Origin of the sequence: Actinomadura gamaensis, from assembly GCF_042652125.1 — a bacterium.
Classification (GTDB): Bacteria; Actinomycetota; Actinomycetes; order Streptosporangiales; family Streptosporangiaceae; genus Spirillospora; species Spirillospora gamaensis.
Genome location: NZ_JBHSIT010000013.1, coordinates 1 through 21892 on the forward strand (window position 1 = coordinate 1; position 21892 = coordinate 21892).

General features: G+C 72.3%; 23 protein-coding genes. 14 read left to right on the forward strand and 9 right to left on the reverse strand.

Annotated features, from left to right (window positions below):
* Window positions 1–168 precede the first annotated feature (168 nt).
* Entirely contained in the window at window positions 169–1182 is a 1014-nt protein-coding gene (locus ACFPCY_RS35295; RefSeq protein ID WP_378262711.1) for a hypothetical protein, read from the forward strand.
* Here ACFPCY_RS35295 and ACFPCY_RS35300 read toward each other — a convergent pair.
* The 7 genes from ACFPCY_RS35300 to ACFPCY_RS35330 form a co-directional block, all read right to left on the reverse strand.
* Entirely contained in the window at window positions 1156–2259 is a 1104-nt protein-coding gene (locus tag ACFPCY_RS35300; RefSeq protein ID WP_378262713.1) for an SDH family Clp fold serine proteinase, read from the reverse strand. The two genes, ACFPCY_RS35295 and ACFPCY_RS35300, sit on opposite strands and share 27 nt — an antisense overlap.
* A gap of 181 nt (window positions 2260–2440) precedes the next feature.
* The gene (locus tag ACFPCY_RS35305) at window positions 2441–3064 is read right to left on the reverse strand and encodes a response regulator transcription factor (RefSeq protein ID WP_378262715.1); all 624 of its coding nucleotides are present in this window, start codon (window positions 3062–3064) and stop codon (window positions 2441–2443) included.
* Window positions 3061–4143, reverse strand: a complete 1083-nt coding sequence (locus ACFPCY_RS35310; RefSeq protein WP_378262717.1) for a sensor histidine kinase — start codon at window positions 4141–4143, stop codon at window positions 3061–3063. The genes ACFPCY_RS35305 and ACFPCY_RS35310 overlap by 4 nt, the downstream gene beginning before the upstream one ends.
* A 67-nt stretch (window positions 4144–4210) precedes the next feature.
* Window positions 4211–4966: an SDR family NAD(P)-dependent oxidoreductase gene (locus ACFPCY_RS35315; RefSeq protein ID WP_378262719.1), complete on the reverse strand. Its 756-nt coding sequence runs from the start codon at window positions 4964–4966 to the stop codon at window positions 4211–4213.
* 73 nt (window positions 4967–5039) lie between these two features.
* On the reverse strand, window positions 5040–5618 hold the full coding sequence (locus tag ACFPCY_RS35320) for a TetR/AcrR family transcriptional regulator (protein ID WP_378262721.1): 579 nt from the start codon (window positions 5616–5618) through the stop codon (window positions 5040–5042).
* Between the two features lie 18 nt (window positions 5619–5636).
* Window positions 5637–6278: a hypothetical protein gene (locus tag ACFPCY_RS35325; protein WP_378262723.1), complete on the reverse strand. Its 642-nt coding sequence runs from the start codon at window positions 6276–6278 to the stop codon at window positions 5637–5639.
* A 227-nt stretch (window positions 6279–6505) separates the two neighbouring features.
* A complete protein-coding gene (locus tag ACFPCY_RS35330; RefSeq protein ID WP_378262725.1) occupies window positions 6506–7018 on the reverse strand; it encodes a hypothetical protein in 513 nt (170 codons plus the stop codon).
* Window positions 7019–7269: 251 nt separating this feature from the next.
* Here ACFPCY_RS35330 and ACFPCY_RS35335 point away from each other — a divergent pair, with 251 nt between their 5' ends.
* The 13 genes from ACFPCY_RS35335 to ACFPCY_RS35395 all read left to right on the forward strand — a co-directional run bounded on the left by ACFPCY_RS35335 (window position 7270) and on the right by ACFPCY_RS35395 (window position 20390).
* Window positions 7270–8538, forward strand: a complete 1269-nt coding sequence (locus ACFPCY_RS35335) for a sensor histidine kinase (protein ID WP_378262727.1) — start codon at window positions 7270–7272, stop codon at window positions 8536–8538.
* Window positions 8526–9176 (forward strand): LuxR C-terminal-related transcriptional regulator, encoded by a 651-nt coding sequence (locus ACFPCY_RS35340; RefSeq protein WP_378262729.1) that lies wholly within the window; start codon window positions 8526–8528, stop codon window positions 9174–9176. Before ACFPCY_RS35335 ends, ACFPCY_RS35340 begins: the two co-directional genes overlap by 13 nt.
* The gene (locus tag ACFPCY_RS35345; protein ID WP_378262731.1) at window positions 9173–9985 is read left to right on the forward strand and encodes a DUF4097 family beta strand repeat-containing protein; all 813 of its coding nucleotides are present in this window, start codon (window positions 9173–9175) and stop codon (window positions 9983–9985) included. Before ACFPCY_RS35340 ends, ACFPCY_RS35345 begins: the two co-directional genes overlap by 4 nt.
* A gap of 532 nt (window positions 9986–10517) precedes the next feature.
* Window positions 10518–11525: a methionine ABC transporter ATP-binding protein gene (locus tag ACFPCY_RS35350; protein WP_378262733.1), complete on the forward strand. Its 1008-nt coding sequence runs from the start codon at window positions 10518–10520 to the stop codon at window positions 11523–11525.
* Window positions 11522–12178 carry a methionine ABC transporter permease gene (locus ACFPCY_RS35355; RefSeq protein ID WP_378262735.1) on the forward strand — a complete coding sequence of 219 codons (657 nt, stop codon included), beginning with the start codon at window positions 11522–11524 and terminating at the stop codon, window positions 12176–12178. The genes ACFPCY_RS35350 and ACFPCY_RS35355 overlap by 4 nt, the downstream gene beginning before the upstream one ends.
* A 25-nt stretch (window positions 12179–12203) precedes the next feature.
* Window positions 12204–13004 carry a MetQ/NlpA family ABC transporter substrate-binding protein gene (locus ACFPCY_RS35360; RefSeq protein WP_378262738.1) on the forward strand — a complete coding sequence of 267 codons (801 nt, stop codon included), beginning with the start codon at window positions 12204–12206 and terminating at the stop codon, window positions 13002–13004.
* A 194-nt stretch (window positions 13005–13198) separates the two neighbouring features.
* On the forward strand, window positions 13199–14131 hold the full coding sequence (locus ACFPCY_RS35365) for an STM4015 family protein (RefSeq protein ID WP_378262740.1): 933 nt from the start codon (window positions 13199–13201) through the stop codon (window positions 14129–14131).
* A 4-nt stretch (window positions 14132–14135) separates the two neighbouring features.
* Window positions 14136–15056 carry an STM4015 family protein gene (locus ACFPCY_RS35370; protein ID WP_378262742.1) on the forward strand — a complete coding sequence of 307 codons (921 nt, stop codon included), beginning with the start codon at window positions 14136–14138 and terminating at the stop codon, window positions 15054–15056.
* Between the two features lie 12 nt (window positions 15057–15068).
* The gene (locus tag ACFPCY_RS35375; RefSeq protein ID WP_378263152.1) at window positions 15069–16241 is read left to right on the forward strand and encodes an STM4014 family protein; all 1173 of its coding nucleotides are present in this window, start codon (window positions 15069–15071) and stop codon (window positions 16239–16241) included.
* Entirely contained in the window at window positions 16229–17029 is an 801-nt protein-coding gene (locus tag ACFPCY_RS35380) for an STM4013/SEN3800 family hydrolase (RefSeq protein ID WP_378262744.1), read from the forward strand. The genes ACFPCY_RS35375 and ACFPCY_RS35380 overlap by 13 nt, the downstream gene beginning before the upstream one ends.
* Complete coding sequence (locus tag ACFPCY_RS35385) at window positions 17026–18315, forward strand: STM4012 family radical SAM protein (RefSeq protein ID WP_378262746.1); 1290 nt, start codon at window positions 17026–17028, stop codon at window positions 18313–18315. The genes ACFPCY_RS35380 and ACFPCY_RS35385 overlap by 4 nt, the downstream gene beginning before the upstream one ends.
* Window positions 18315–19223, forward strand: coding sequence for an STM4011 family radical SAM protein (locus ACFPCY_RS35390; protein ID WP_378262748.1), 909 nt, complete (start codon window positions 18315–18317; stop codon window positions 19221–19223). The genes ACFPCY_RS35385 and ACFPCY_RS35390 overlap by 1 nt, the downstream gene beginning before the upstream one ends.
* Window positions 19224–19280: 57 nt before the next feature.
* On the forward strand, window positions 19281–20390 hold the full coding sequence (locus ACFPCY_RS35395) for an LCP family protein (RefSeq protein WP_378262750.1): 1110 nt from the start codon (window positions 19281–19283) through the stop codon (window positions 20388–20390).
* Between the two features lie 39 nt (window positions 20391–20429).
* Here ACFPCY_RS35395 and ACFPCY_RS35400 read toward each other — a convergent pair whose 3' ends face one another.
* Together ACFPCY_RS35400 and ACFPCY_RS35405 are read right to left on the reverse strand one after the other, a co-directional pair.
* Window positions 20430–21506 carry a DUF6745 domain-containing protein gene (locus ACFPCY_RS35400; RefSeq protein WP_378262752.1) on the reverse strand — a complete coding sequence of 359 codons (1077 nt, stop codon included), beginning with the start codon at window positions 21504–21506 and terminating at the stop codon, window positions 20430–20432.
* Window positions 21507–21550: 44 nt separating this feature from the next.
* On the reverse strand, window positions 21551–21877 hold the full coding sequence (locus ACFPCY_RS35405) for a hypothetical protein (RefSeq protein WP_378262754.1): 327 nt from the start codon (window positions 21875–21877) through the stop codon (window positions 21551–21553).
* Window positions 21878–21892: the final 15 nt, after the last annotated feature.

The window sequence follows — 21892 nt, forward strand, 5'->3', positions numbered from 1 at the left end:
ACGACCTCGCCGGGCGGCTGGAGGGTGTAGACAACTCGATCCAACGCCCGGCGAGGCCCCTGTCAACACCCCGCGCCGCTGCGATCTCACGCCAGGTTACGAACAGAACCTATGGAATGGCGCTTAGGACCCTTACTTCTCCGATGAACGGCCGAAAGACTCGATGGCATGTGGCTACGTCTGGCCATCGCCCTGGACCGTGTCCGGCCACGCCATGTCATCCAGCGCATTCGCCTGAACTGGCCCTATTACACGCTCACCTTCTTCGTCGTCCTGCCTTTGTGGTACATGGCGGCGTCGCTGGCGTGGCGGTCCCATCTCTATTCGTTCCGCGGCGGAAGTCCCAGTCCCGATCAGCTGAAGGTGTTCCTGACGTTCATCGGCGGCGGTCTGGCCACGGCGGTCACCATGTACGGGGCTCTGCTCACGCGCGCCCATAACATGCGGGAGCACAGATCACTCCAGTTGAAGGCCGTGCTGGACAGCCTGGGAACGTTGCCGCCGTCGAGTTCTCCGGAACGGATGTCCGCAGTGTTCTCAGCCATGGTGCTGCTCGGGCAGCAAAGGGTGGCCCTTCGGGCGCTTGATCCGGCCGTTCGGAAAGGGACGCTGGAGATGGCGACGGCGACATGGGTCATCGACCAGGTGTTGACGAGCGCCGACAGCCGCAAACCGCTGGATGGTGGCCGCGTCGACGACCAAGCCGCCGTCGAGGCGGCCATCCTGCTGAGCAACTATGCCCAGCAGGGGAGGTTGACGGCTGACGAAGACGGGGGATACTGCTTCGCCGACCATTTCATGCGAAACTGGAACCGGACCCTTCCGCATGACGCGAGGCTGTGGATCCTGCGGGCGATCTCGCACATGCTCCTGTCGAGGGACAAGAATTGGTGGAGCGTCAGCGGACGCATTCCGGATTTCCCGACGTACACCTTACTCAGATGTGCCGCAGGCGATCTGGAGCCCGTCGTCCGAGCGACCGCCGCGGTTCCTCTGGGCGTGATTCTGGACTGCTTCCGCGCTCCGGCCGAAGGGCCGAAGCGTGATCTTTACGACGAAGCCGATCGTGTCCGTAGGAAGAGGCGGACGACGGCTGCAGCGAGCAGGGTATCCGAGGTGGATCGCGACCTCGCGGCGCGAATAGCGAAGCGATGGTCAGATGGGAGTGCCGGTGCCGGTTGACCCGGCGTCCTGCTCGGGTGACTCGGTGTCCCGCTCCTCCGCTTTGACCGCATCGTTCTGTTCCTTGTTCAGGAATCCGACGAAGGACTTCTTGTGGCAGGCCCTCACCACCTTGATGGCACCTTCGTACACCTTTTCGTCCATCGCATGGACGTTGAGACCCAGGCGTTTCCCCTCGTTCAGGTCGATGGGGAAAAGGTGGTGGGTGTAGCCGTAGACGAGCTCGAAGGCGGTTTCGTCGATCCGGGATGCGTGGCCGTTGACCGCCTTGGCCTCGAGCAGCTTGCGCGCGTAGTGCTCTCCGATGCGGAGGGTGCGGCCCCAACCGCCGAAGTCCAGAGCCGTGACGCTTTGCAGGACCGGACCGATCGTCCCCAGAGCGAAGGTGGACGCTGCGGCCAGGAGCTCGTTCACCGAGATGCGCCGCTCGGTGGCCTCCACGAGTTTGGGCAGCACCGAGATGACCGTCCTGAAGCCGAAGTCGCGGACGTAGTCGACGCTCTGGTAGCAGTCCAGCGCCGACACGTCGTTGGCCGGGTTGCGGGGATTGGGAATCTGCGTGTCCAGCGGTCCGAGCTGTCCGAACGGCGACAGGAACACGCGGTCCGCGCCGACGGCCACCAGGGTGCCCGCACTCTTGGCCCGATCCGGGACGTAGACGTTCAGGGTCTTGGCGTAGGCGGAGAGGTAGAGCACCGTGGTGTACGCGCTGTCCAGGTTCCCGCCGGACGAGTCGAGCAGGACGTTGAGCGTGTGGGCGGGACCGTCCACCTTGGGATAACCGAAGGCAGTGTGCAGGATGTCGCGAACCTGACCTTCGGTGCTGACGTCGCCGTTCGAAGTGAACTCGCCGCTGATGAGGATCCAGATGCCCTCGGTCTGGTCGGTGAAGGCGGCGCCGAGTTCGCTCACCGCGTCGCGTTCGCTGGAGGTCATCTCCTCCCGGACGCGCACGCCGCCGGCGGGCGCGAAGGCCGTCACGGCCTCCCTCGGATGAAATGCTCGCGCGCCCAGATCCTTCCCCGCTCCGCGCAAGTTGGAAATGCCTCCGCGAGTGGGATCGTCAGTGTGGTCCATGAGTCCTCCTCCGCTCGAGGCCTTGCTCTTCGTATTCGACCTCGGACGCTGCGGAAGGCCGAGGGGCATAGGTCCCTCGCCGGTGGGACCATCGTCCGCGTCCACCGGACGGCGGGATGCGCGCGGCGGGTCAGGCGTCGCCGGGGGTGATCAGGCCGGATTCGTAGGCGAAGACGACGGCCTAGACGCGGTCGCGGAGGCCGAGCTTGGTCAGGACGCGGCTGACGTGGGTCTTCACCGTGTACTCGCTGACCACGAGCGACTCGGCGATCTCCAGGTTCGACAGGCCGCGGGCGAGGAGGCGGAGGATCTCGGTCTCCCGCTCGGTCAGGCCGTCCAGGCGGGCGGCGAGGACGGGGGCGACGCCGTGGCCGGGGCGGCGCACCAGGTCCTCGACCAGGCGGCGCGTCACCGTGGGGGCCAGGAGCGAGTCGCCCCGCGCCACGACGCGCACGGCGTTCGCCAGCTCGTCGCGCCGGATGTCCTTCAGCAGGAAGCCGCCCGCGCCCGCGCGCAGGGCGTCGTAGACGTACTCGTCCAGGTCGAACATGGTCAGGACCAGGACGCGCACGCCGGGCAGTTCGGAGCGGATCCGGCGGGTCGCGGCGACGCCGTCCAGGACGGGCATGCGGACGTCCATGACCACGACGTCGGGACGCAGCTCGGCGGCCCGTCCGACCGCCTCGGCGCCGTCGGCGGCCTCCCCGACGACGGACATGTCGGGCTGGGCGTCGAGGATCATGGCGAACGCGGCGCGGAAGAGGTCCTGGTCGTCGGCGACGAGCACGCGCAGCACGCCCTTCATCCAACCGGAAGGACGGCCTCGACCGCGAACCCGCGCCCGCCCGCGGCGGGGGCGGCGCGGAGCGTCCCGCCGCAGGCCGCGGCGCGTTCCCGCATGCCGATCAGCCCGTGCCCCGAGCCGGTCGAAGAAGGCCCGGTCCCGTCGTCGAGGACCTCGACCCGCAGGGCGCCCGCCGTGAGGCGGAGCCGCACCTCGACGCGCGTCGCGCCTGCGTGGCGGACCGTGTTGGTCAACGCCTCCTGGACGATCCGGTAGGCGGCGACGGCGACGCCGGGCGGGACGTCCGGCACCGGGTCCGGCAGGTCGAGGACGGCCTCCAGCCCGGCCCTGCGAGCGCCTTCGACCAGGTCGGGAAGCGTGTCCAGGCCGGGCGCGGGGCCGCTCGGTTCGGCCGGACGCAAGGTGCCGAGGACCGAGCGGAGCTGCGTCAGGGCGTCGCGTCCGGTGTCGGCGATCGAGTCGAAGACCGCCTCGGCCCGCGCGGGCGACGCGGCCAGCACGACCGGCCCCGCCTCCGCCTGGACGACCATCAGCCCGACCGAGTGCGTGACGATGTCGTGCATGTCGCGGGCGATGCGCGCGCGCTCGCGTTCCGCGGCGGCCTCGCGTTCCCCGGCGAGACGGCGTTCGCGTTCGGCCAGCTCGGCGGCGCGCGCTCGGCGGGCGCGCGTGTTGGTGCCGAGCGCGTAGGCCGCGACGAACACCGCCGCCAGCGAGCGGTACACGTCGGTGTCCTCGTGGGGGAGGGCCAGGGAGACGTAGACGTCGGCGGCGATCAGCGGGATCGACGCGATGCGCGTGCGGGTGTCCGACTGCTCGGCGATCGTGTAGACGGCGACGAGCGGCCCGTACGGCAGGAACGGCTTCTCCCACAGGACGAGCCCGGTCATCGCCGCCCCGACGACGATCCCGACCGGGAGCGGCGCGCGCCGGCGCCACAGCACCGGCGCGGACGCCAGCAGCGCGAGCAGCGCCACGACCGGGCCGCGGGGCAGCGCCGGGACGACCGTCGCCGCCGTGACCGCGACGGCGACCGCGAGGTCCGTCCGGTTCGTCCCGCTCAGGGCCCGTTCCGCCATCGCACGAGTATCGGCGGCGGAGCGGGCCGTCCGCATCGTCCGCGGGAGTGACCCGCCGTGTCGTCCGTCAGGCGGTGACGCCGCCGTCGATGACCATGTCGTGGCCCACCACGAACCCGGCCTCGTCGGACGCCAGCCAGAGGACGGCGGCGGCGATCTCCCCGGCCTCGCCGAGGCGGCCGAGGGGGATCGCCGCGCCGAGGCGGGCGGCCCGGTCGGCGCGGGACTCGCCGGGTTGGAAGGACATCGGGCCGTCGGCCGCGCCCGGGCTCACGGCGTTGATCCGGATGCCGTCGCCCACGTGGTCCAGGGCGGCGGCGCGGGTGAGCGCGCTCACCGCGGCCTTGGCGACGGCGTAGCCCGCGAGGCCCGGACGGCGGCCGTGCACGCCGATGTTGGACGCCATGTTCACGATCGCCCCGCCGCCGTGCGCCCGCATGTGGGCGATCTCGTGCTTCATGGACAGGAACGTGCCGGTGGCGTTGATCTCCAGCCCGGCCCTCCAGTCGTCCTCCGCCAGGTCGGCGGCCGGAGCGAACGGGACGAACGCTCCCGCGTTGTTGAACGCGACGTGCAGGCCGCCGAAGCGCGCGACGGTCTCGGCGACCATGCGGGCGGTGTCGGCGGAGTCGGTGACGTCCGCGCGGACGTGCGCGGCGGTCCCGCCCTCGGCCTCGATCAGCCGGACGGTCTCCTTGAGCGCCTCCTCGGTGCGCCCGGCGACCATGACGGACGCGCCCTCGCGGGCGAAGGCGAGCGCGGTGGCGCGGCCGAGGCCGGTGCCGCCGCCGGTGACGAGGACGGCGCGGTCGGAGAAACGCATGGGGGCTCCTATTTGAGAATGATCGGTCTTGAATGAGGGTAAAGAAAAGACCCCGCGAGGGGGCGTAGGAAAGTCAGGCGAGGACGGCGAGGGCCTGCTCGGCGGCGTCGCGGAGGCGCTCCTCGCCGCCCGGGGCCCGGCCGAGCACGCGCATGCCCTGGAAGAGCACCAGGAGCAGCCGCGCCAGGGCGCGCGGATCGCGGTCGGACGGCAGCTCGCCCTGCGCGCGGGCGCGGATGAGCGCCGAGGTCAGGGCCGTTTCGAGGTGCGTCCAGCTGGCCTCGACGTACCGCGCCGCGACGGCGTCGCGGCCCGCCATCTCGACGGCCGCGTTGACCACCATGCATCCCCGCAGCGACGGCCCGGACGACTCGGCCGCGTACCGCTCCACGAGCGCGCGCAGCGCGGGCAGGACGGGGCCGGGCCGGGACAGCTCGTCCAGGAGGCCCGGGTCGGTGGCCCGCGCGTACAGCTCCAGGGCCTTCACGTACAGATCGTGCTTGCCGCCGAAGGTCGCGTAGAGGCTGGCCCGCGCCACGCCGGTGCGTTCCACGAGGTCGGCCATCGAGGTGCCCTCGTAGCCGCGCTCCCAGAACAGCTCCAGCGCGGCGCGCAGGGCGGCGTCGGGATCGAACTCCTTGATCCTGGCCATGCCGGGACTCTAGGGCTTTCAGGAACGGTCGGTCAAATTTGGAGCGGTCCCAACCGGGGCCAGGCGCGGGCCCGAGGGGAACGGGTGCTCCAGGTCGAGCACGCCCCGGACGCCGCCGTCGGCGTCCAGCGCCTCCAGCACGGGCGCGCGGCGGGTGCCCCAGACGATCGCCAGATGCCCGTGCTCGGGCACCCGCAGCAGCCGGGAGCCGACCCGCACCGTGGCCACCCCGGCGGCGGCCCGCAGCCGCGCCTGGTTCACCCACTTGGCGCCCCACGGCAGCAGCCGGTCGGCGTTGCGGACCGTCCGGCCGGAGCCGTAGACGCGCAGCGCGCCGCCCAGCTCCTCCTCGGAGCAGCGGTCGAGCGGGCGCGCCGGCGCCGAGCCCGAGCCGCCGCCCAGCTCCATCCACTCGCCGCCGCGGAACTGGAAGGTCAGGCCCTCGATCATGACCTCGTCCGGCAGCAGCATCCCACCGCCCCGCCGCAGCACGCTCACCACGGCGATGTCGCCGTCGACGTCGTGGGACAGCAGGGCGTCGCCCTCGGGGTCGGCGGGCGCGCCGGGGACGGCCGGATCCGCCGCACCGGGGCCGGACGGGTCGGACGCGCCGTCGCGCAGGAGGCGGAGGCACTGCTCGCGCACTTCGCGGTCGTTCATGATGCGGACCTCAGATCGTGCCTTCAGGTCGAAGGGCCGAGCCTCCGGGAGCGGAGGACCGGCCCTGCGTCCCAGCCATGCTAGAGGCCCGGACGGGATGTCATCACCGATCTTGGGCGAATGTGGCGAACGAGTCGTTATACCCCAGGTCAGCGCCTTGTAACCACGACGTTCCGCCGAGGTCGTCCCGCCGTCGCCCGAGAGGCGCCCGGCCGGGCACCCGCCGGTCAGGCGGACGGCTTCGGGAACGCCCGGACGGCCAGCACCGCGCACACCACCGCCAGCGGGATCTCGATCCCCGCCGCGAGCACCGCCGCGACGGCGCGGTCCGGGCCGGAAGCCGAGGTCAGGACGTCGAACCAGGCGTCCATGAACAGCAGGGCCGAGGTCGCGACGGCGGGCAGGCAGAGCCGCGGGTCCCGGCGGGCGGCCAGCAGGCCGGTGCCGATCAGGCCCGCCGCGAGCGCCGCGTCCAGCCCGATCCAGGCCGCCGACCAGTTCGTCACGTGCGCGCTGGACGGCGTCCGGAACGCGAGCAGGGCCATCCAGGGCAGCAGCGCCACCCCGGCCCCCGCCAGCACGTGGCCCGCGCGCATCCGCCGCAGGACCCGGAGCGCCGAGGGCACGGCGGCGGAACCGGGAAGGACCGCCGGCCGCGGGGCGTACGCGCTCCGACGGCCACGGCCGCGGGGACGGGCGATCGGGCTGACGCTGGCGACCATGACGGGTTCCCTTCTCATCGACGGTCTTCTCGACCTCGTGCGGTCTTCTCGACCTCGTCGGCGGCCTCCGACCGCGTCGGCGATCTTCGGGACCGCTCCGGCGATCTTCGTGACCTCGCCGGCGGTTTCGCCGACGTGATCAAGCCTGGCCGAGCCGGGGCTCCGGGGCAGTAGCGGCGCTTTCCGAAACGGGGTGGTGCTAACACCACCCCCGGAGCGGAAAACCGCTGCATGGCGGCCGGGTCTCCGGCGGCCTTACCGTCTTGGGCATGGTGTCCAGTTCCGTAGGGCGGCGTGTCCTCACCCACGCGCCGTGGTCGCGGGCGACCTGGCGGGAGACCGTCTTCGTCGCCTCGGGGGTGCCGCTCCAGCTCGCCGGCTGGGCGATCGTCGCGCTGCCGTGGGTGGTCTGGCCCGCGTCGGACGTGTCGGTCATCCTCCTGTGGCTGGCCGTCCCCGTGGTCGGCCTCGTGCTGGTGGCGCGCCCGCTCGCGGCCGCGCACCGGGAACGCTGCTGGGCCGTGCTCGGGGTGGACATCCCGCCGCTGCCCCCGCGCGGCGAGGACGCGGGCCCGCTGGACGCCCTCCGCGACCTGCGCTCGCCCGAGCTCTGGCGGCTGGTCCGCTACCACCTGCTCGTCGGGCCGCTGATCGCGCTGGCCGGTCTCGCCACGGTCGCGTGCTGGCTCGCCGGGGCGGCGCTGACGACCGTCGGCGCCTACGCCTGGGCGCTGCCCCCCGACAGCCCGCTGTCGCTGACCGGGCACGCGATCCGCATCGGCGTCCTCACGGCGGGCGGGGTCGTCCTGCTCGTCGGGGCGCCGTGGCTCGCCGACGGCGTCGCGCGCTGGGACGCCGGGGCCGTCCGGTCCCTGCTCGGCCCGGACGTGACCAGCGAGCTGCGGCGGCGCGTGGAGGACCTGGCCGAGAAGCGCGCCAGCGTCGTGGACGCCGCCGACCTGGAGCGCCGCCGCATCGAGCGGGACCTGCACGACGGCGTCCAGCAGCGGCTGGTGTCGCTCGCGATGAACCTCGGCCTCGCCCGGGAGACGATGCGCGACCTGCCGCCGGAGGCGCTGAAGGTGATCGTCGAGGCGCACGAGGAGTCCAAGGAGATCCTCACCGACCTGCGCAACTTCATCCGCGGCCTGCACCCGGCCGTGCTGGAGGACCGGGGCCTCGACGCGGCCCTGTCCGGCGTCGCGGCGCGCGTGCCGCTGCCGGTCCGGCTGACCGTGGACGTGCCGCGCCGCGCGTCCTCCACGGTCGAGGCCGTCGCGTACTTCGTGGTGTCCGAGGCGCTCACCAACGTCGTCAAGCACGCGGGCGCGACGTCGGTGGACGTCGCGGTGCTGCGCCGCGGCGACACCCTGCACGTCACGGTCTCCGACAACGGGAAGGGCGGCGCGTCGTTCGGCGGCGGCACCGGCCTGCGCGGGCTGGCCCGCCGGGTCGGCTCGGTGGACGGTACGTTCCGCATCACCAGCCCCGACGGGGGCCCGACGACCATCGACGTGGAGTTGCCGTGCGCATTGTGATCGCCGAGGACTCGGTCCTGCTGCGAGCCGGACTGATCAAGCTGCTGGAGACCTCGGGCTTCGAGGTCGCGGCCGCGGTGGGCGAGGCCGACGGCCTGCTCGCCGCCGTCGCCGAGCACCGCCCGGACGCCGCGATCGTGGACGTCCGGATGCCGCCCGGCTTCACCGACGAGGGCGTCCGCGCCGCGCTCGTGCTCCGCCGGGAGTACCCGGACGTGTCCGTCCTGCTGCTGTCCCAGTACGTCGAGGAGCGGTACGCCGCCGACCTGCTCGCCGCGCACACCAGCGGCGTCGGCTACCTGCTGAAGGACCGGGTCGCGGACGTGTCGGGCTTCCTCGACGCCCTGCGCCGGGTCGCCGCGGGCGGCACGGCGCTCGATCCCGAGGTGGTCTCCCAGTTGCTCCTGCGCCGCAACACCGATCCGCTCGAACGGCTCACCCCCCGCGAACGGGAGGTCCTCGCGCTGATGGCCGAGGGCCGCTCGAACGCCGGAATCGCCGCCGCGCTCGTGGTGAGCGAGAGCGCGGTCGCCAAGCACATCAACAACATCTTCGCCAAGCTCGACCTTCCCCACGCCGAGGCCGACCACCGGCGCGTCCTCGCCGTGCTGCGCTTCCTGGACGGAGACTCCACATGAGCGTCACCGACGAACGCCCGAGCCGCGCCGCCTCCCCGGAGCGCCCGCGCCGCAGGGGACCCTGGTACGGGCTGGCCGCGTTCACCGCGCTGCTCGTCGCCGTGCCGACCGGCCTGGAGATCGTGGGCGTGCAGCTCCGGCACGGCTCCGACACCACCGAGGGGCTGGCCCGTCCGGTGCGGGCGGTCGAGATCGAGGGGACGTCGGCGAGCGTGACCGTCCGGGCGACGGCGGGGCCGCCGCGGATCCGCAAGGAGCTGCACTGGCTCATGGCGAAGCCGCGCGTCCGGGCCGAATGGGACGGCGCCACGCTGAAGCTCAGGGTCACGTGCGGTGACGGCGGTTTCGTCGGCTTCCAGATGTGCGACGCGACCGTCACCCTGGACGTCCCGAAGGACGTCCCGGTCAGCGGCCGGATGAGCTCGGGCACCCTCGCCGTCACCGGGGTCACGGGGCGGGTGGACGTCCGGAACAGCTCCGGGACGCTGGACCTCGCAGACCTGGGCGGGCCGCTCCGGGCGCGGGTCGGCAGCGGTTCGATCAACGGCGAGCGGCTGAGCGACGGCGAGGCGGAGGTCGCGTCGGGCTCCGGTGCGATCGAGCTGGGCTTCGTGAAGGCCCCCGCGCGCATCGTCGCCCGGACCGGATCCGGGGCGATCGACCTCGGCCTTCCCGCCGGCTCGCACTACCTGGTCAGCGGCCACAGCGGGTCGGGTTCGCGCGACATCGCGGACGGCGTCCAGGGCGCGCAGACGACGAACACGCTGGACGTGACGTCCGGTTCCGGCGCCGTGAGCGTGCACTACTGACCTCCTCCGCCCGTCCCCCCGTTCGTGTGATCTGGCGCACGTTTGTGCAGGTCGTCGGCATGTACCGATTTGCGTCAGGACCCACCACCGGGTTTACTTCTGGACCATGACCGCCGTTCACCCGTGCCAGCCGCGCCGACCGCAGATCATGCGGGCCATGACGCGCGCCCTCGGGTGTCCGCGCCGGTGTCGAATGTGTGACCGCTGAGGGCCCCCGCCGACCCGTCTCGCGCCCCGAAGCGAGCGACCTCCGACGATCTCCGGACCGGAAGCCGCACCTGCACATGATCTTCCAACGCCACCTGCTGAGCCACGCGCCCTACCCGCCCGGCCGCGCCTGAGTCGCCGGGCGAACCCGGGGACCGAGCCCCGGGGCTCCGGGCCGCGCGCCTGACCGGCGTCCCGCAGCCGCCCGCGTCCGACCGCCCCGCCGCGCGCGGGCCGCCCCGCGGACCCGCGCGCACGCGTCACCACCCCTCTTCCGCCATGCCGACGCCCGGACCGGGCGCGGTCGCCTGCACGGACTATCCCTGTGATCCAGATCGAGAAACTTCGAAAAACCTACCGAGCCCGCGGTCGCGAGCTGACCGCCGTGGACGGCGTCGACCTCACCGTCCGCGAGGGCGAGATCTTCGGCGTCCTCGGCCGCTCCGGCGCGGGCAAGAGCACCCTGCTGCGCTGCGTCAACCTGCTGGAACGGCCCGACTCGGGCCGCATCGAGGTGGCCGGCCGGGATCTGCTCGCCCTGTCCGGCGGCGAGCTGCGCGAGGCCCGGCAGGGCATCGGCATGATCCACCAGCACTTCGGCCTGCTCTCCAGCCGGACGGTCGCCGGGAACGTCGCGTTCCCGCTGGAGGTCATGGGCGTCCCGCGCGCCGAGCGGTCCGAGCGGGTGGCCGAGCTGCTCGACCTCGTCGGCCTGACCGAGCACGCCGGGGCCTACCCGGCGCAGATCTCCGGCGGGCAGAAGCAGCGCGTCGGGATCGCCCGCGCGCTGGCGGGCCGTCCCAAGGTGCTGCTCTCGGACGAGGCGACCTCCGCGCTCGACCCCGAGACGACCGCGTCGATCCTGGCGCTGCTGCGCGACCTGCGCGACCGGCTCGGGCTGACCGTCCTGCTCATCACCCACGAGATGGACGTCGTGAAGCGCATCTGCGACTCGGCCGCGATCATGCGGGACGGCCGCGTGGTCGAGTCCGGGACCGTCCGCGAGCTGCTGCTGCGGCCCGGCTCCGAGCTGGCCCGGGACCTGTTCCCGCTGCCCGCCCCCGACGTCCGGCCCGGCACGACCGTCGTGGACGTCACGTTCGAGGGCGACGCCGCCGACCGGCCGTTCGTGTCGTCGCTCGCCCGCACCTACGCCATCGACGTCAACATCCTCGGCGGCGCGGTCGAGGAGGTCGGCGGCACCCGGATCGGGCGGCTGCGCATCGAGCTGCCCGGCGCCCCCGACCTCAACGCCGCCCAGCTCGCGCACCTGCGCGACGCGGGCCTGACCGTCGAGGTCCACCCGACCCCCGGCGCGGAGGTGGCGGCATGACCTGGGACGAGATCTGGCCGCTGCTGCGGCAGGGCACCGTCGAGACGCTCCAGATGACCGTCTGGGCCACCGTGATCACCGCCGTGCTCGGCACGCTGCTCGGCCTCGCGCTCGTGGTCACCGACCGGCGCGGGCTGGCGCCGCTGCCGGCCGTCCACCACCTGATCGGGCTGGTCGTCAACGTCGGCCGGTCCATCCCGTTCATCATCCTGCTGGTGGCGCTGCTGCCGGTGACCCGCGCGATCGTCGGCACCACCATCGGCACCACCGCCGCGATCGTCCCGCTGGCGGTCTCGGCCATCCCGTTCTACGCCCGGCTCGTGGAGACCTCGCTGCGCGAGGTGGACCCCGGCGTGGTCGACGCGGCCCGCGCGATGGGCGCGTCCCGGCCGCAGATCGCGTGGAAGGTGCTGCTCCGCGAGGCGCGGCCCGGCCTGATCGCGGGCCTGGTCGTCACGTTCGTCGCGCTGATCGGCTACTCGGCGATGGCCGGGGCGATCGGCGGCGGCGGCCTCGGCGACATCGCCAACCGCTACGGCTACCAGCGCTTCGAGACCAACGTGACCTACGCCGTCGTCGTGGCGATCGTCGTGCTCGTCCAGATCGTCCAGCTGCTCGGCGACCGGCTCGTCCGGCGCCTCTCCCACCGCTAGAACCGAAATGAAGGGGGCACTCTTCGTGCTTCGCAAGATCACCGCCACCGTGGCCGCCGCCGGACTGCTGTTCGGGCTGGCCGCCTGCGGCTCGGGCAAGGACAAGGACACCCTCGTGGTCGGCGCGACCTCCGTGCCGCACGCCGAGATCCTGGACTACGTCAAGAAGAACCTCGCCGACAAGGCCGGGCTCAAGCTGGAGGTCAAGGAGTTCAGCAACTACGAGCAGCTGAACCCCGCCCTCAAGGACGGCCAGCTCGACGCCAACTACTTCCAGCACAAGCCGTACCTGGACGAGTCGAACGCCAAGCTCGGCGCCAAGCTCGTGTTCGTCGCCGGGATCCACCTGGAGCCGCTCGCCGTCTACTCCAAGAAGGTGCACAAGCTCTCGGAACTGAAGCAGGGCGCGACCGTCGCGCTGCCGTCCGACCCGTCGAACGAGGCGCGGGCGCTGAAGCTGCTGGTCGCCAACCAGCTGATCACCCTCAAGCCGGGCAGCGAGGAGAAGGCCACGCCGAAGGACGTCGCGTCCAACCCGAAGGGCCTGAAGTTCAAGGAGACCGACGCCGCCGCGCTGCCGCGCCAGCTCGGTGACGTGGACGCCTCGGTGATCAACGGGAACTACGCGCTGGAGGCCAAGCTCGACCCGGCCAAGGACGCCCTTGCGACCGAGTCGGCGCAGAACAACCCGTACGTGAACGGCATCGTGACCACGCCGGAGAAGAAGGACGACGAGAAGGTCAAGAAGCTCGTCGAGCTGCTGCGCGGGCCGGAGGTCAAGAAGTTCATCCAGGACAAGTACCACGGTTCGGTGCTGCCCGCCTGATCCGGCTTCGGGTCGTCCACCCGTTCCCCGTAACCCTCGGACGGTTCCGTCCGAGGGTTACGCATTTGCCCGAGGTGTGCGCGTCCGCCCGAGGGCACGCGTTCGTCTGAGAATTACGCATTTGCCCGAGGGTCACGCATTTGTCGGGTGGTCCTGGTAGGAACTGGTCCCGACAGTGATCCGGAAGGGACCCGATGATCATCCTCGACCACCTCACCGACTACGCCGGGCTGCCCGTGGCGGAGTTCGGCGTCGCCGACGACCCGCCCGCCGCGGCGCTGGCGTCGCCCGCGGACCACGCGTGGGCCGTCCGCACCGAGTTCGACGAGGAGCCCTTCGAGGAGGTCTGGTCGCGGTTCCGCGAACAGGTCGACACGAGCGGGATCACGGCGCTGGTCATCGGCTACTGGGGCGCGTCCTACGACGAGCACGACCTGAGGATCGCCGACCTGCTCGCCGAGTCCGCCGCCGGGTTCCCCGAGCTGCGCTCGCTGTTCGTCGGCGACATCGTGATGGAGGAGTCGGAGATCTCCTGGATCGAGCACTCCGACATCACGCCGCTGTTCGCCGCCTTCCCGAAGCTGGAGTGCTTCGAGCTGCGCGGTTCGCAGGAGCTCACGCTCCGGCCGTTCGCCTCGGAGACGCTCCGGACGCTGCGGTTCGAGTCGGGCGGGCTGCCGTCCGGGGTCGTCCGGGCGGTGGGCGCGAGCGACCTGCCGAACCTGCGCCGGCTCGACCTCTGGCTCGGCACGGAGAACTACGGCGGCGACTCGACGGTGGCGGACCTCGCGCCGATCCTGTCCGGCGAGCGCTTCCCGGCCCTGCGCCACCTCGGCCTGGAGGACTCCGAGAACCAGGACGCCATCGCCGAGGCCGTCGCGGGCGCGGCCGTCGTGGCGCAGCTGGAGACGCTCAGCCTGGGCATGGGCACCCTCACCGACCGGGGCGCGGAGGCGCTGCTGTCCGGGCAGCCGCTCACGCACCTGAAGACGCTCGACCTGCACCACCACTTCCTGTCCGACGCGATGATGGAGCGCATCCGCACCGCCCTGGACGGCGTGGACGTCCGGCTCGACTTCCAGCAGAAGCCGCACGGCGACTGGTTCTTCATCGAGGTCTCGGAGTGACGCCATGACCGTCGACCAGCATCTGACCGAGTTCGCCGGCCTGCCCGTCCGGCAGTTCGAGGCGTCCGGCGCGGGCGGCCTGCCGGACGCGGCGTCGGTCGCGTGGCGCGTCGCCTTCGACGGCACGACGAGGTGGCACGACGCGCTGCTCGCCCTGCTGGATTCCGTCGACGCGGAACGCATCACCGCCCTCGTCGTCGGCTGGTGGGGCCACGACGGAGAAGACCGCTACCCGGCGGACGTCCTGGTCGAGGTCGCCGACCGGCTGCCCGGACTGCGCGCGCTCTTCTTCGCGGACGTCGTGGTCGAGGAGAACGAGATCTCCTGGATCCAGCACTCCGACATCACGCCGCTGCTCGCGGCGTTCCCGCAGCTCGAACGCTTCGAGGTGCGCGGCGGCGACGGCCTGACGCTGGAGCCGCTCGCGAGCACGTCGCTGCGGGCGCTGCGGTTCGAGTCCGGCGGGCTTCCGGGCGAGATCGTCCAGGCGGTCGTCGCGAGCGACCTGCCGAACCTCGCGCATCTGGACTTCTGGTTCGGCGAGGAGAACTACAACTACGGCCGCGAGTTCCGCGTCGAGGACCTCGCGCCTCTGCTGTCGGGCGAGCGGTTCCCCGCGCTCCGGCACCTCGGCCTGGAGGACTCCGAGCTCCAGGACGAGATCGCCGCCGCCGTGGCCGGCGCGCCGGTCGTCGCGCAACTGGAGTCGCTGAGCCTCGCCATGGGCACGCTCACCGACGAGGGCGCGGAGGCGCTGCTGTCCGGGCAGCCGCTGACCCACCTGAAGAGGCTCGACCTGCACCACCACTTCCTGACCGACGAGATGATGCGGCGCGTGCGCGACGCGCTCCCCGGCACCGAGGTCGACCTGGACGAGCAGCAGGAACGGGACGAGGACTGGCTCTTCGTCGCCGTCTCGGAGTGAGCCGCCGTGCCCATGCCGTTCGCCGTCGTCGGGTGTCCGGGTGACCGGCGGGTCACGCTCTTCGCGTCCGCCTGCCGGGCCGCCGGGCTCCCCGAACCGCAGGTCATCGGCTGGCCCGCGGTCCTGCGCGGTGACGTCCGGCTGCCGGACGGCGTGCCGGTCCGGATCGACTCGCCGGGCGAGGATCCGGAGGCCGACGCGTTGCTGCGCGGCGGCGTCGCGCCGACCTCCGTCGGCGGCGGAGCCCGCTGGTACGCGGGGTTCGTCGCCGGGCTCCGGCGGATCGAGTCCGCCGCGCGGGACGCCGGGGCTCCGCTGCTGAACGACCCGTCCGAGATCGCGGTCATGTTCGACAAGCGGCTCTGCCACGCTCGGCTCGCCGCCGCCGGCGTGCCGGTGCCGCCCGCGCTGCCCGGGATCACCGGCTACGCGTCCCTGCGCGCGCGGATGGCGGAGGCGGGGGAGCGGCGCGTCTTCGTCAAACCGGCGCACGGGTCGTCCGCATCGGGGGTCATCGCGCTGGAGGTCGCTCCGGCGCGGTCTCCGGGCGTGCGGTCTTCAGGCGCGCGGTCTCCGGGCGCGCGGTCTCCGGGTGTGAGGGCGGGGATGGGAGACGGGGTTCGGATCAAGGCCGTGACCTCGGCGGCGCGGCGTCCGGACGGGTTCCACAACTCGCTGCGCGTCCAGACCTACCGGTCGGAGTCCGAGGTCGCCGAGCTGGTCGACACGCTCGCCCCCGACGGTCTGCACGTCGAACGCTGGATGCCCAAGGCCGCGCTGAACGGTCGCGTGCTCGACCTGCGGGTCGTCGTGGTCGCGGGCGTTCCGACGCACGCGGTCGTGCGGACGAGCACCGTCCCCATGACGAACCTGCACTTGGGCGGACGGCGCGGAGACCTGGCCGCCGTCCGGAACGCGCTCGGCGAGGACGGCTGGCACGAGGCGATGGACGTGTGCGCGCGGGCCGCCGCGTGCTTTCCGGGCAGCCTGATGGTCGGCGTCGATCTGCTCGTCGGCCTCGGCTGGAAGCGGTTCGCGGTCGGCGAGGTGAACGCGTTCGGCGACCTGCTGCCCGGGCTCCCCGGCCTTCCGGACGGCCCCGCCGCCGGAGCCGACACCTACACTGCCCAGGTCAGAGCCGCTTTGTCTGCCTTGTCGGGAACTGGGGCCGTATGCGCGACATGAACGCGGTCGTCGGCACCCACGACGTGGTGCTGGTGACCCTGGACACCCTGCGCTTCGACGTCGCGTCCGAACTGCTCGACGCCGGGGAAACACCGCATTTCGCGTCCGTTCTTCCCGGTGGACGCTGGGAGCGGCGGCACACCCCCGGCAGCTTCACTTACGCCGCGCACGCCGCGATGCTCGCCGGATTCCTGCCGACGCCCGCCGGGCCGGGCCCGCATCCCCGGCTCTTCGCGGCAGCTTTTCCAGGCAGCGAAACGACGGCTTCCGGCACCTTTGCTTTCGACGCCGCGACCGTCCCGGAAGGGCTCGCCGAAATCGGCTACCACACGGTGTGCGTGGGCGGCGTCGGCTTCTTCAACAAGCGGACCGCGCTCGGCTCGGTCCTGCCGTCGCTGTTCGCCGAAAGCCATTGGGAGCCGTCCTTCGGCGTCACCGATCCGACCAGTTTCGACAACCAGATCGATCGGGTCGAGAAGTCGATCGCCGAACTGTCGCCGGATCGGCGGCTTTTCCTGCTGCTGAACGTGTCCGCGCTGCACCAGCCGAACTGGTTCCACCTGGACGGCGCGACGCGCGAGTCCGGCGACACGCGGGCGAGCCACGCCGCCGCGCTGCGCCACGTGGACGCCCGCCTGCCCCGGCTGCTCGGCGCGCTCCGCCGCCCGTCCCTCGTGATCATCTGCTCTGACCACGGCACCGCCTACGGCGAGGACGGCCACGTCGGGCACCGCGTCGGCCACGAGGTCGTCTGGACCGTCCCCTACGGAGAGTTCGTTCTTTCATGATCAGCCCGTATCAGGGTTACGTTTACGCCTACCCCCACAAGACCGCGTATCGGCCGCTGGATCCGGCGCCGTCGTTGCGGTCGGTATGGGCCTACGAGGACAAGAGCGCGCTCTTCCTCTATCTGCACATCCCGTTCTGTGAAATGCGCTGCGGCTTCTGCAACCTGTTCACGCGGACGGGCGCGTCCGAGGACCTGACCTCCGCATATCTGTCGGCCTTGTCGCGGCAGGCTGATGCGGTGGCCGATTCCTTGGGTGACGCTTCCTTCGCCACCGCCGCATTCGGGGGCGGAACGCCGACGTATCTGACGGCCTCCGAACTCGACCGGCTGTGCGACATCGCGTCCCGGTTCGCCCGGCTGGACGCCGTGCCTCTGGGCGTCGAGACGTCCCCGGCCACGGCCACGCCCGACCGGCTGCGGGTCCTGCGCGACCGCGGGACGACGCGGATCTCGATCGGAGTGCAGAGCTTCGTCGACGCCGAAGCGCGCGCCGCCGTCCGTCCGCAGAAGCGAGCCGAGGTCGACGCGGCGCTGGACGCCATCCGGGACGCCGCGATCCCCGTCCTCAACATCGACCTGATCTACGGCATCGCGGGGCAGACGGCGGAGAGCTGGGCCTACTCGCTCGACACCGCGCTGCGCTGGAAGCCCGAGGAGGTCTACCTCTACCCGCTGTACAAGCGGCCCCTGACCGGCCTGTTCCGGCTCGGCCGCGACTGGGACGACCACCGGCTCGCGCTCTACCGGCAGGGACGCGACCACCTGCTCGCCGCCGGTTACGAGCAGGTCTCCATGCGCATGTTCCGCCTTCCCGGCTCCGGCTCCGGCGCCGGCGGGACGGAGTACTGCTGCCAGACCGACGGCATGGTCGGTCTCGGCTGCGGCGCCCGCTCCTACACCTCCGACCTGCACTACTCGTTCGAGTACGCGGTCGGCGCGACCGAGGTCCGCGCGATCATCGACGGCTACGTCCGCGCCGACGACTTCACGACCGCGCGCGTCGGCTTCCGCCTGGACGACGCCGAACGCCGGCGCCGCCACCTCGTCCAGTCGCTGCTGCAAGCGTCCGGCCTCGACCGGGCCGGCTACCGCGCCCGCTTCGGGACGGACGCGATGGACGACTTCCCGGACGACCTCAAAAGCTTCGCCGACCACGACTGGCTCTCCGTCCGGCCCGACGTGCTGCGCCTGACACCCGAGGGGCTCGCGTACTCCGACGCCATCGGCCCCGCGCTCTTCTCCTCCGGCGTGCGCGCCCTCATGGACGCCTACGAGGCCCGCTGATGGCCGCCGTCCCCCTCCCCGACCCGGTAGTGCGCGGATTGCCCGAGGGGTCGGAATCGAGTGGCGAGCACCTCACGATCCTCTATCGCGGGCCGTTGGCGAGCTGCGACTACGACTGCCCGTACTGCCCGTTCGCCAAGCGGCGCGACAGCCCCGAGCAGCTGCGCGCCGACCGGGCCGCGTTGGAACGCTTCACCGCCTGGGTCGCGGCTCAGGACCATCCGGTATCCGTGCTGTTCACGCCGTGGGGTGAGGGGGTCGTGCGCTCCTGGTACCGGCGGGCGCTGGTCGAGCTGAGCCACGTCCCGCACGTCCGGCGCGTCGCGATCCAGACCAACCTCAGCCACCGGACGGCCTGGACCTCGGACGCCGACCTGTCCAGACTCGCGCTCTGGGCGACCTACCATCCCGGCCAGGTCCCCTACGAGCGCTTCCTCGGCAAGGCCCGTGACCTGGCCGAACGCGGCGTCCGGTACTCGGTCGGCGTCGTCGGGCAGCCCGAGCACCTCGCGGACGCCCGCCGCCTGCGCGCCGACCTGCCCGACCACGTCTACCTGTGGGTGAACGCCGCCGAAGGACGTGCCTACACCGACGCCGAAGCCGCCGACTGGACGGCCCTCGACCCGCTGTTCGGCTACAGCCGCGACCCCCATCCCAGCCTCGGCCGAGCCTGCCGCACGGGCGAGAGCGTCGTCTCGGTGGACGGCGACGGGACGGTGCGGCGCTGCCACTTCGTCCCGGCCGTCCTGGGCAACCTCTACGACGGGACGTTCCGCGCCGGACTCCGCCCCCGGCCCTGCCCGCTGGACGTCTGCGACTGCCACATCGGCTACGTCCACCTGGAACCGCTCGGCCTCTACGACGTGTTCGCGGGCGGGATCCTGGAGCGCATCCCGAAACTCGCGTGAACCCGATCGGGCGGCCGTGGCAAGACACTCCCGGAAGATCGTCTTTTGGGAGGCCTGATGACCCTCTGGCGCACGCTCGCCGTGGTCTCCGTCGCCGGCGCGACGCTCGCGGTGTCCGGGAGCCTGGGCGCCTACGGGTACTACTACAGGCTCCAGTCGAGCATCCACCACGAGGACCCGGACACGCTGCTCGGCAAGGACCGGCCGAAGAAGCTGAACCGGTCGGTCAACGTGCTGCTGATGGGCTCGGACTCGCGCGCGGGCGCCAACGCCAAGTACGGGCGCGGCCACCAGAACGAGGCCCCGAAGGCGGACACCGTGATCCTCGTCCACATCGCGGCGGGCGGCGGGCGCGCCTACGGCGTCAGCCTCCCGCGCGACCTGATGGTGCCGATCCCGTCCTGCCCGCGGGAGAAGAGACCGTCCACGCCGCCCCTCGGCCTCGCCATGTTCAACTCGGCGTTCGCCCGGGGCGGCCCCATCTGCACGATCCGGACGGTCGAGAAGTTCTCCGGCGTCCATATCGACCACTTCGTCGAGGTGAACTTCACCGGCTTCAAGGGCCTCACCGAGGCGGTCGGCGGCGTCCCGATCTGCCTGCCCCAGCCCGTCCACGACGCCAAGTCCGGCCTGAACCTGCCCAAGGGGACGAGCGTGGTGAAGGGCGAGACCGCGCTGGAGTTCGTCCGCGCCCGCTACTCGCTCGGGGACGGCACGGACACGCAGCGCATGAAACGCCAGCAGCAGTTCATGGCGTCCTTCGCGCACCAGGCCATGCAGTCGGGCGTGCTCGCCAACCCGTCCCGGCTGAACAAGCTGCTGACCTCGGGCGCGAAGTCGATGACCACCGACCGCGCGCTGAGCCTGTCGGAGATGCTGCGGCTCGCCCAGGGCGTCCGAGGCATGTCGGCGGGCTCGCTGAAGTTCACGACACTGCCCTCGGCCCCGTGGGCGCGGGACAGGAACCGCGTGGTCATGACCCCTGCGGCCACCCCCTTCCTGGCCGCGATCCGCGACGACCGCGACCCGTTCGCCACGCTCAAACCCCAGGGCGGGCCGTCCCAGCCCCGGACGAAGCACCCGGCGGCGAACGCGAAGGCGCCTCAGCCCCCGCAGGGCGATGAGATCCGGGCCAGCGACGACATCTGCCGCAAGACCTGGGGCTGAACGCCGTAGCGGACGAGCGACGGCGGGCGCGGCCGCGCATCACGTCTGCTTGAGGGGGTTGTAGTCGGCGGCGTCGACGCCGAACGTCCAGGCCACGCCCTCGCGGGCGGTGCGGGTGGACGGCGGGACGCGCAGGTAGTACTGCCGGTAGGCGCCGTCCGGCTCGGGGGTGGAGTTGACCACCTCGACCATGACGACCGGTTCGTCACCCGCCAGGTCGATGCGCCACAGGACGCCCGTCTCGTCCCGGTGCAGGGGCTCGGCCCCGGTCTCGGCGAGGTACCGGTCGTAGCCGAAGATCTCCAGCATGACGCGGCGCAGCTCGGCGTTCGACTCCAGGCCGATGCGCTCGGCGGTCAGGCCGCCGAGCGAGGAGACGAAACCGGGCGGGATCGGCATGCCCCGCCACGCGTGCAGCGCGAGGCCGTCGGGGAACGCCAGCGCGGGACCGTCACCCCGGTGCAGCCGGCCCGGCTCGTCGCGGTGCAGCTCCGACGGCCGCTCGGACACGATCACGAGCCGCTCGTACGGCCACCACCAGCCCGCGTTCCGCGCCGCCTCGGCGAGCCCCGGCGGCAGCGCGCCGAGCGCGTCGAACTGCGCCAGCCACGGCGCGTCGTGCTGGCCGAGGACAGCGTCGAGCGTCGCCGAGCGCAGCACCGACTCGGCGCGCGATCCCTCCTCGCCCGCGATCGCGCCGACCGCCTGCCGGACGCGGACGACCAGCTGCTGCACCCGGTCCCACAGCGGCGCGGCCGTCCGCGTCCAGGACCGGGCCCACTCGCGGTTGCCCAGCCGCTCGTACGCGGCCGTGCGCGCGGCCTCCCACGGGCGCGTCCGCACGGCGTCGCGCACGCTCGCGCCCGCGTCGGACGGCACGTCAGGGACGTCGAGCCCGGCATCACGCAGCACCTGCGCGTGTCCGGCGATGACGGCGGCGGCGAGCGCCCCCTGCGCGGGGGAGTCCACCCACAGGAACCGCTCCGGCGCGGCCAGCCCTGCGGCGACGTAGGCGGCGGTGATCCCCGCCTCGGCCCGCGCCCGGTCGCCCGGCCCGGTGGCGAACGCCGCCGACTCCCAGGCCAGCATCAGGTTCGCGTGGTCCAACTCGTTCACGGCACTCCAAAAGGGGGGGTGAGGGGAGGACGTCGCCCGGCCGGTCAGTCGGCGACGACGCGGACGGCGCCGGGCACGTACTCACGCTGCCGGATCACGCGGTACCAGCCCTTGGGCAGGGCGATGGCCGCGTGCTCCTCGTGCCCGAGCCGTCCGCCCGAGGGCAGGTGCAGGTAGTCGGGGGCGAGCGGGTCCGGATCGCGGAGCAGCGTCCCCTCGCAGGTCAGGGCGTGCGCGTGGCCGGTGGCCTCGCCGAGCGCGAGCACCATCCGGCCCCGGCCGTCGCGCGCCGCCGGCGGCAGGTCGCGGACGCGCCGCGGCACCGCGTCCTCGGCCACCGGGACGATGAGGATGTCTCCCTGTCGGTACATGCCGACGACGCTAGA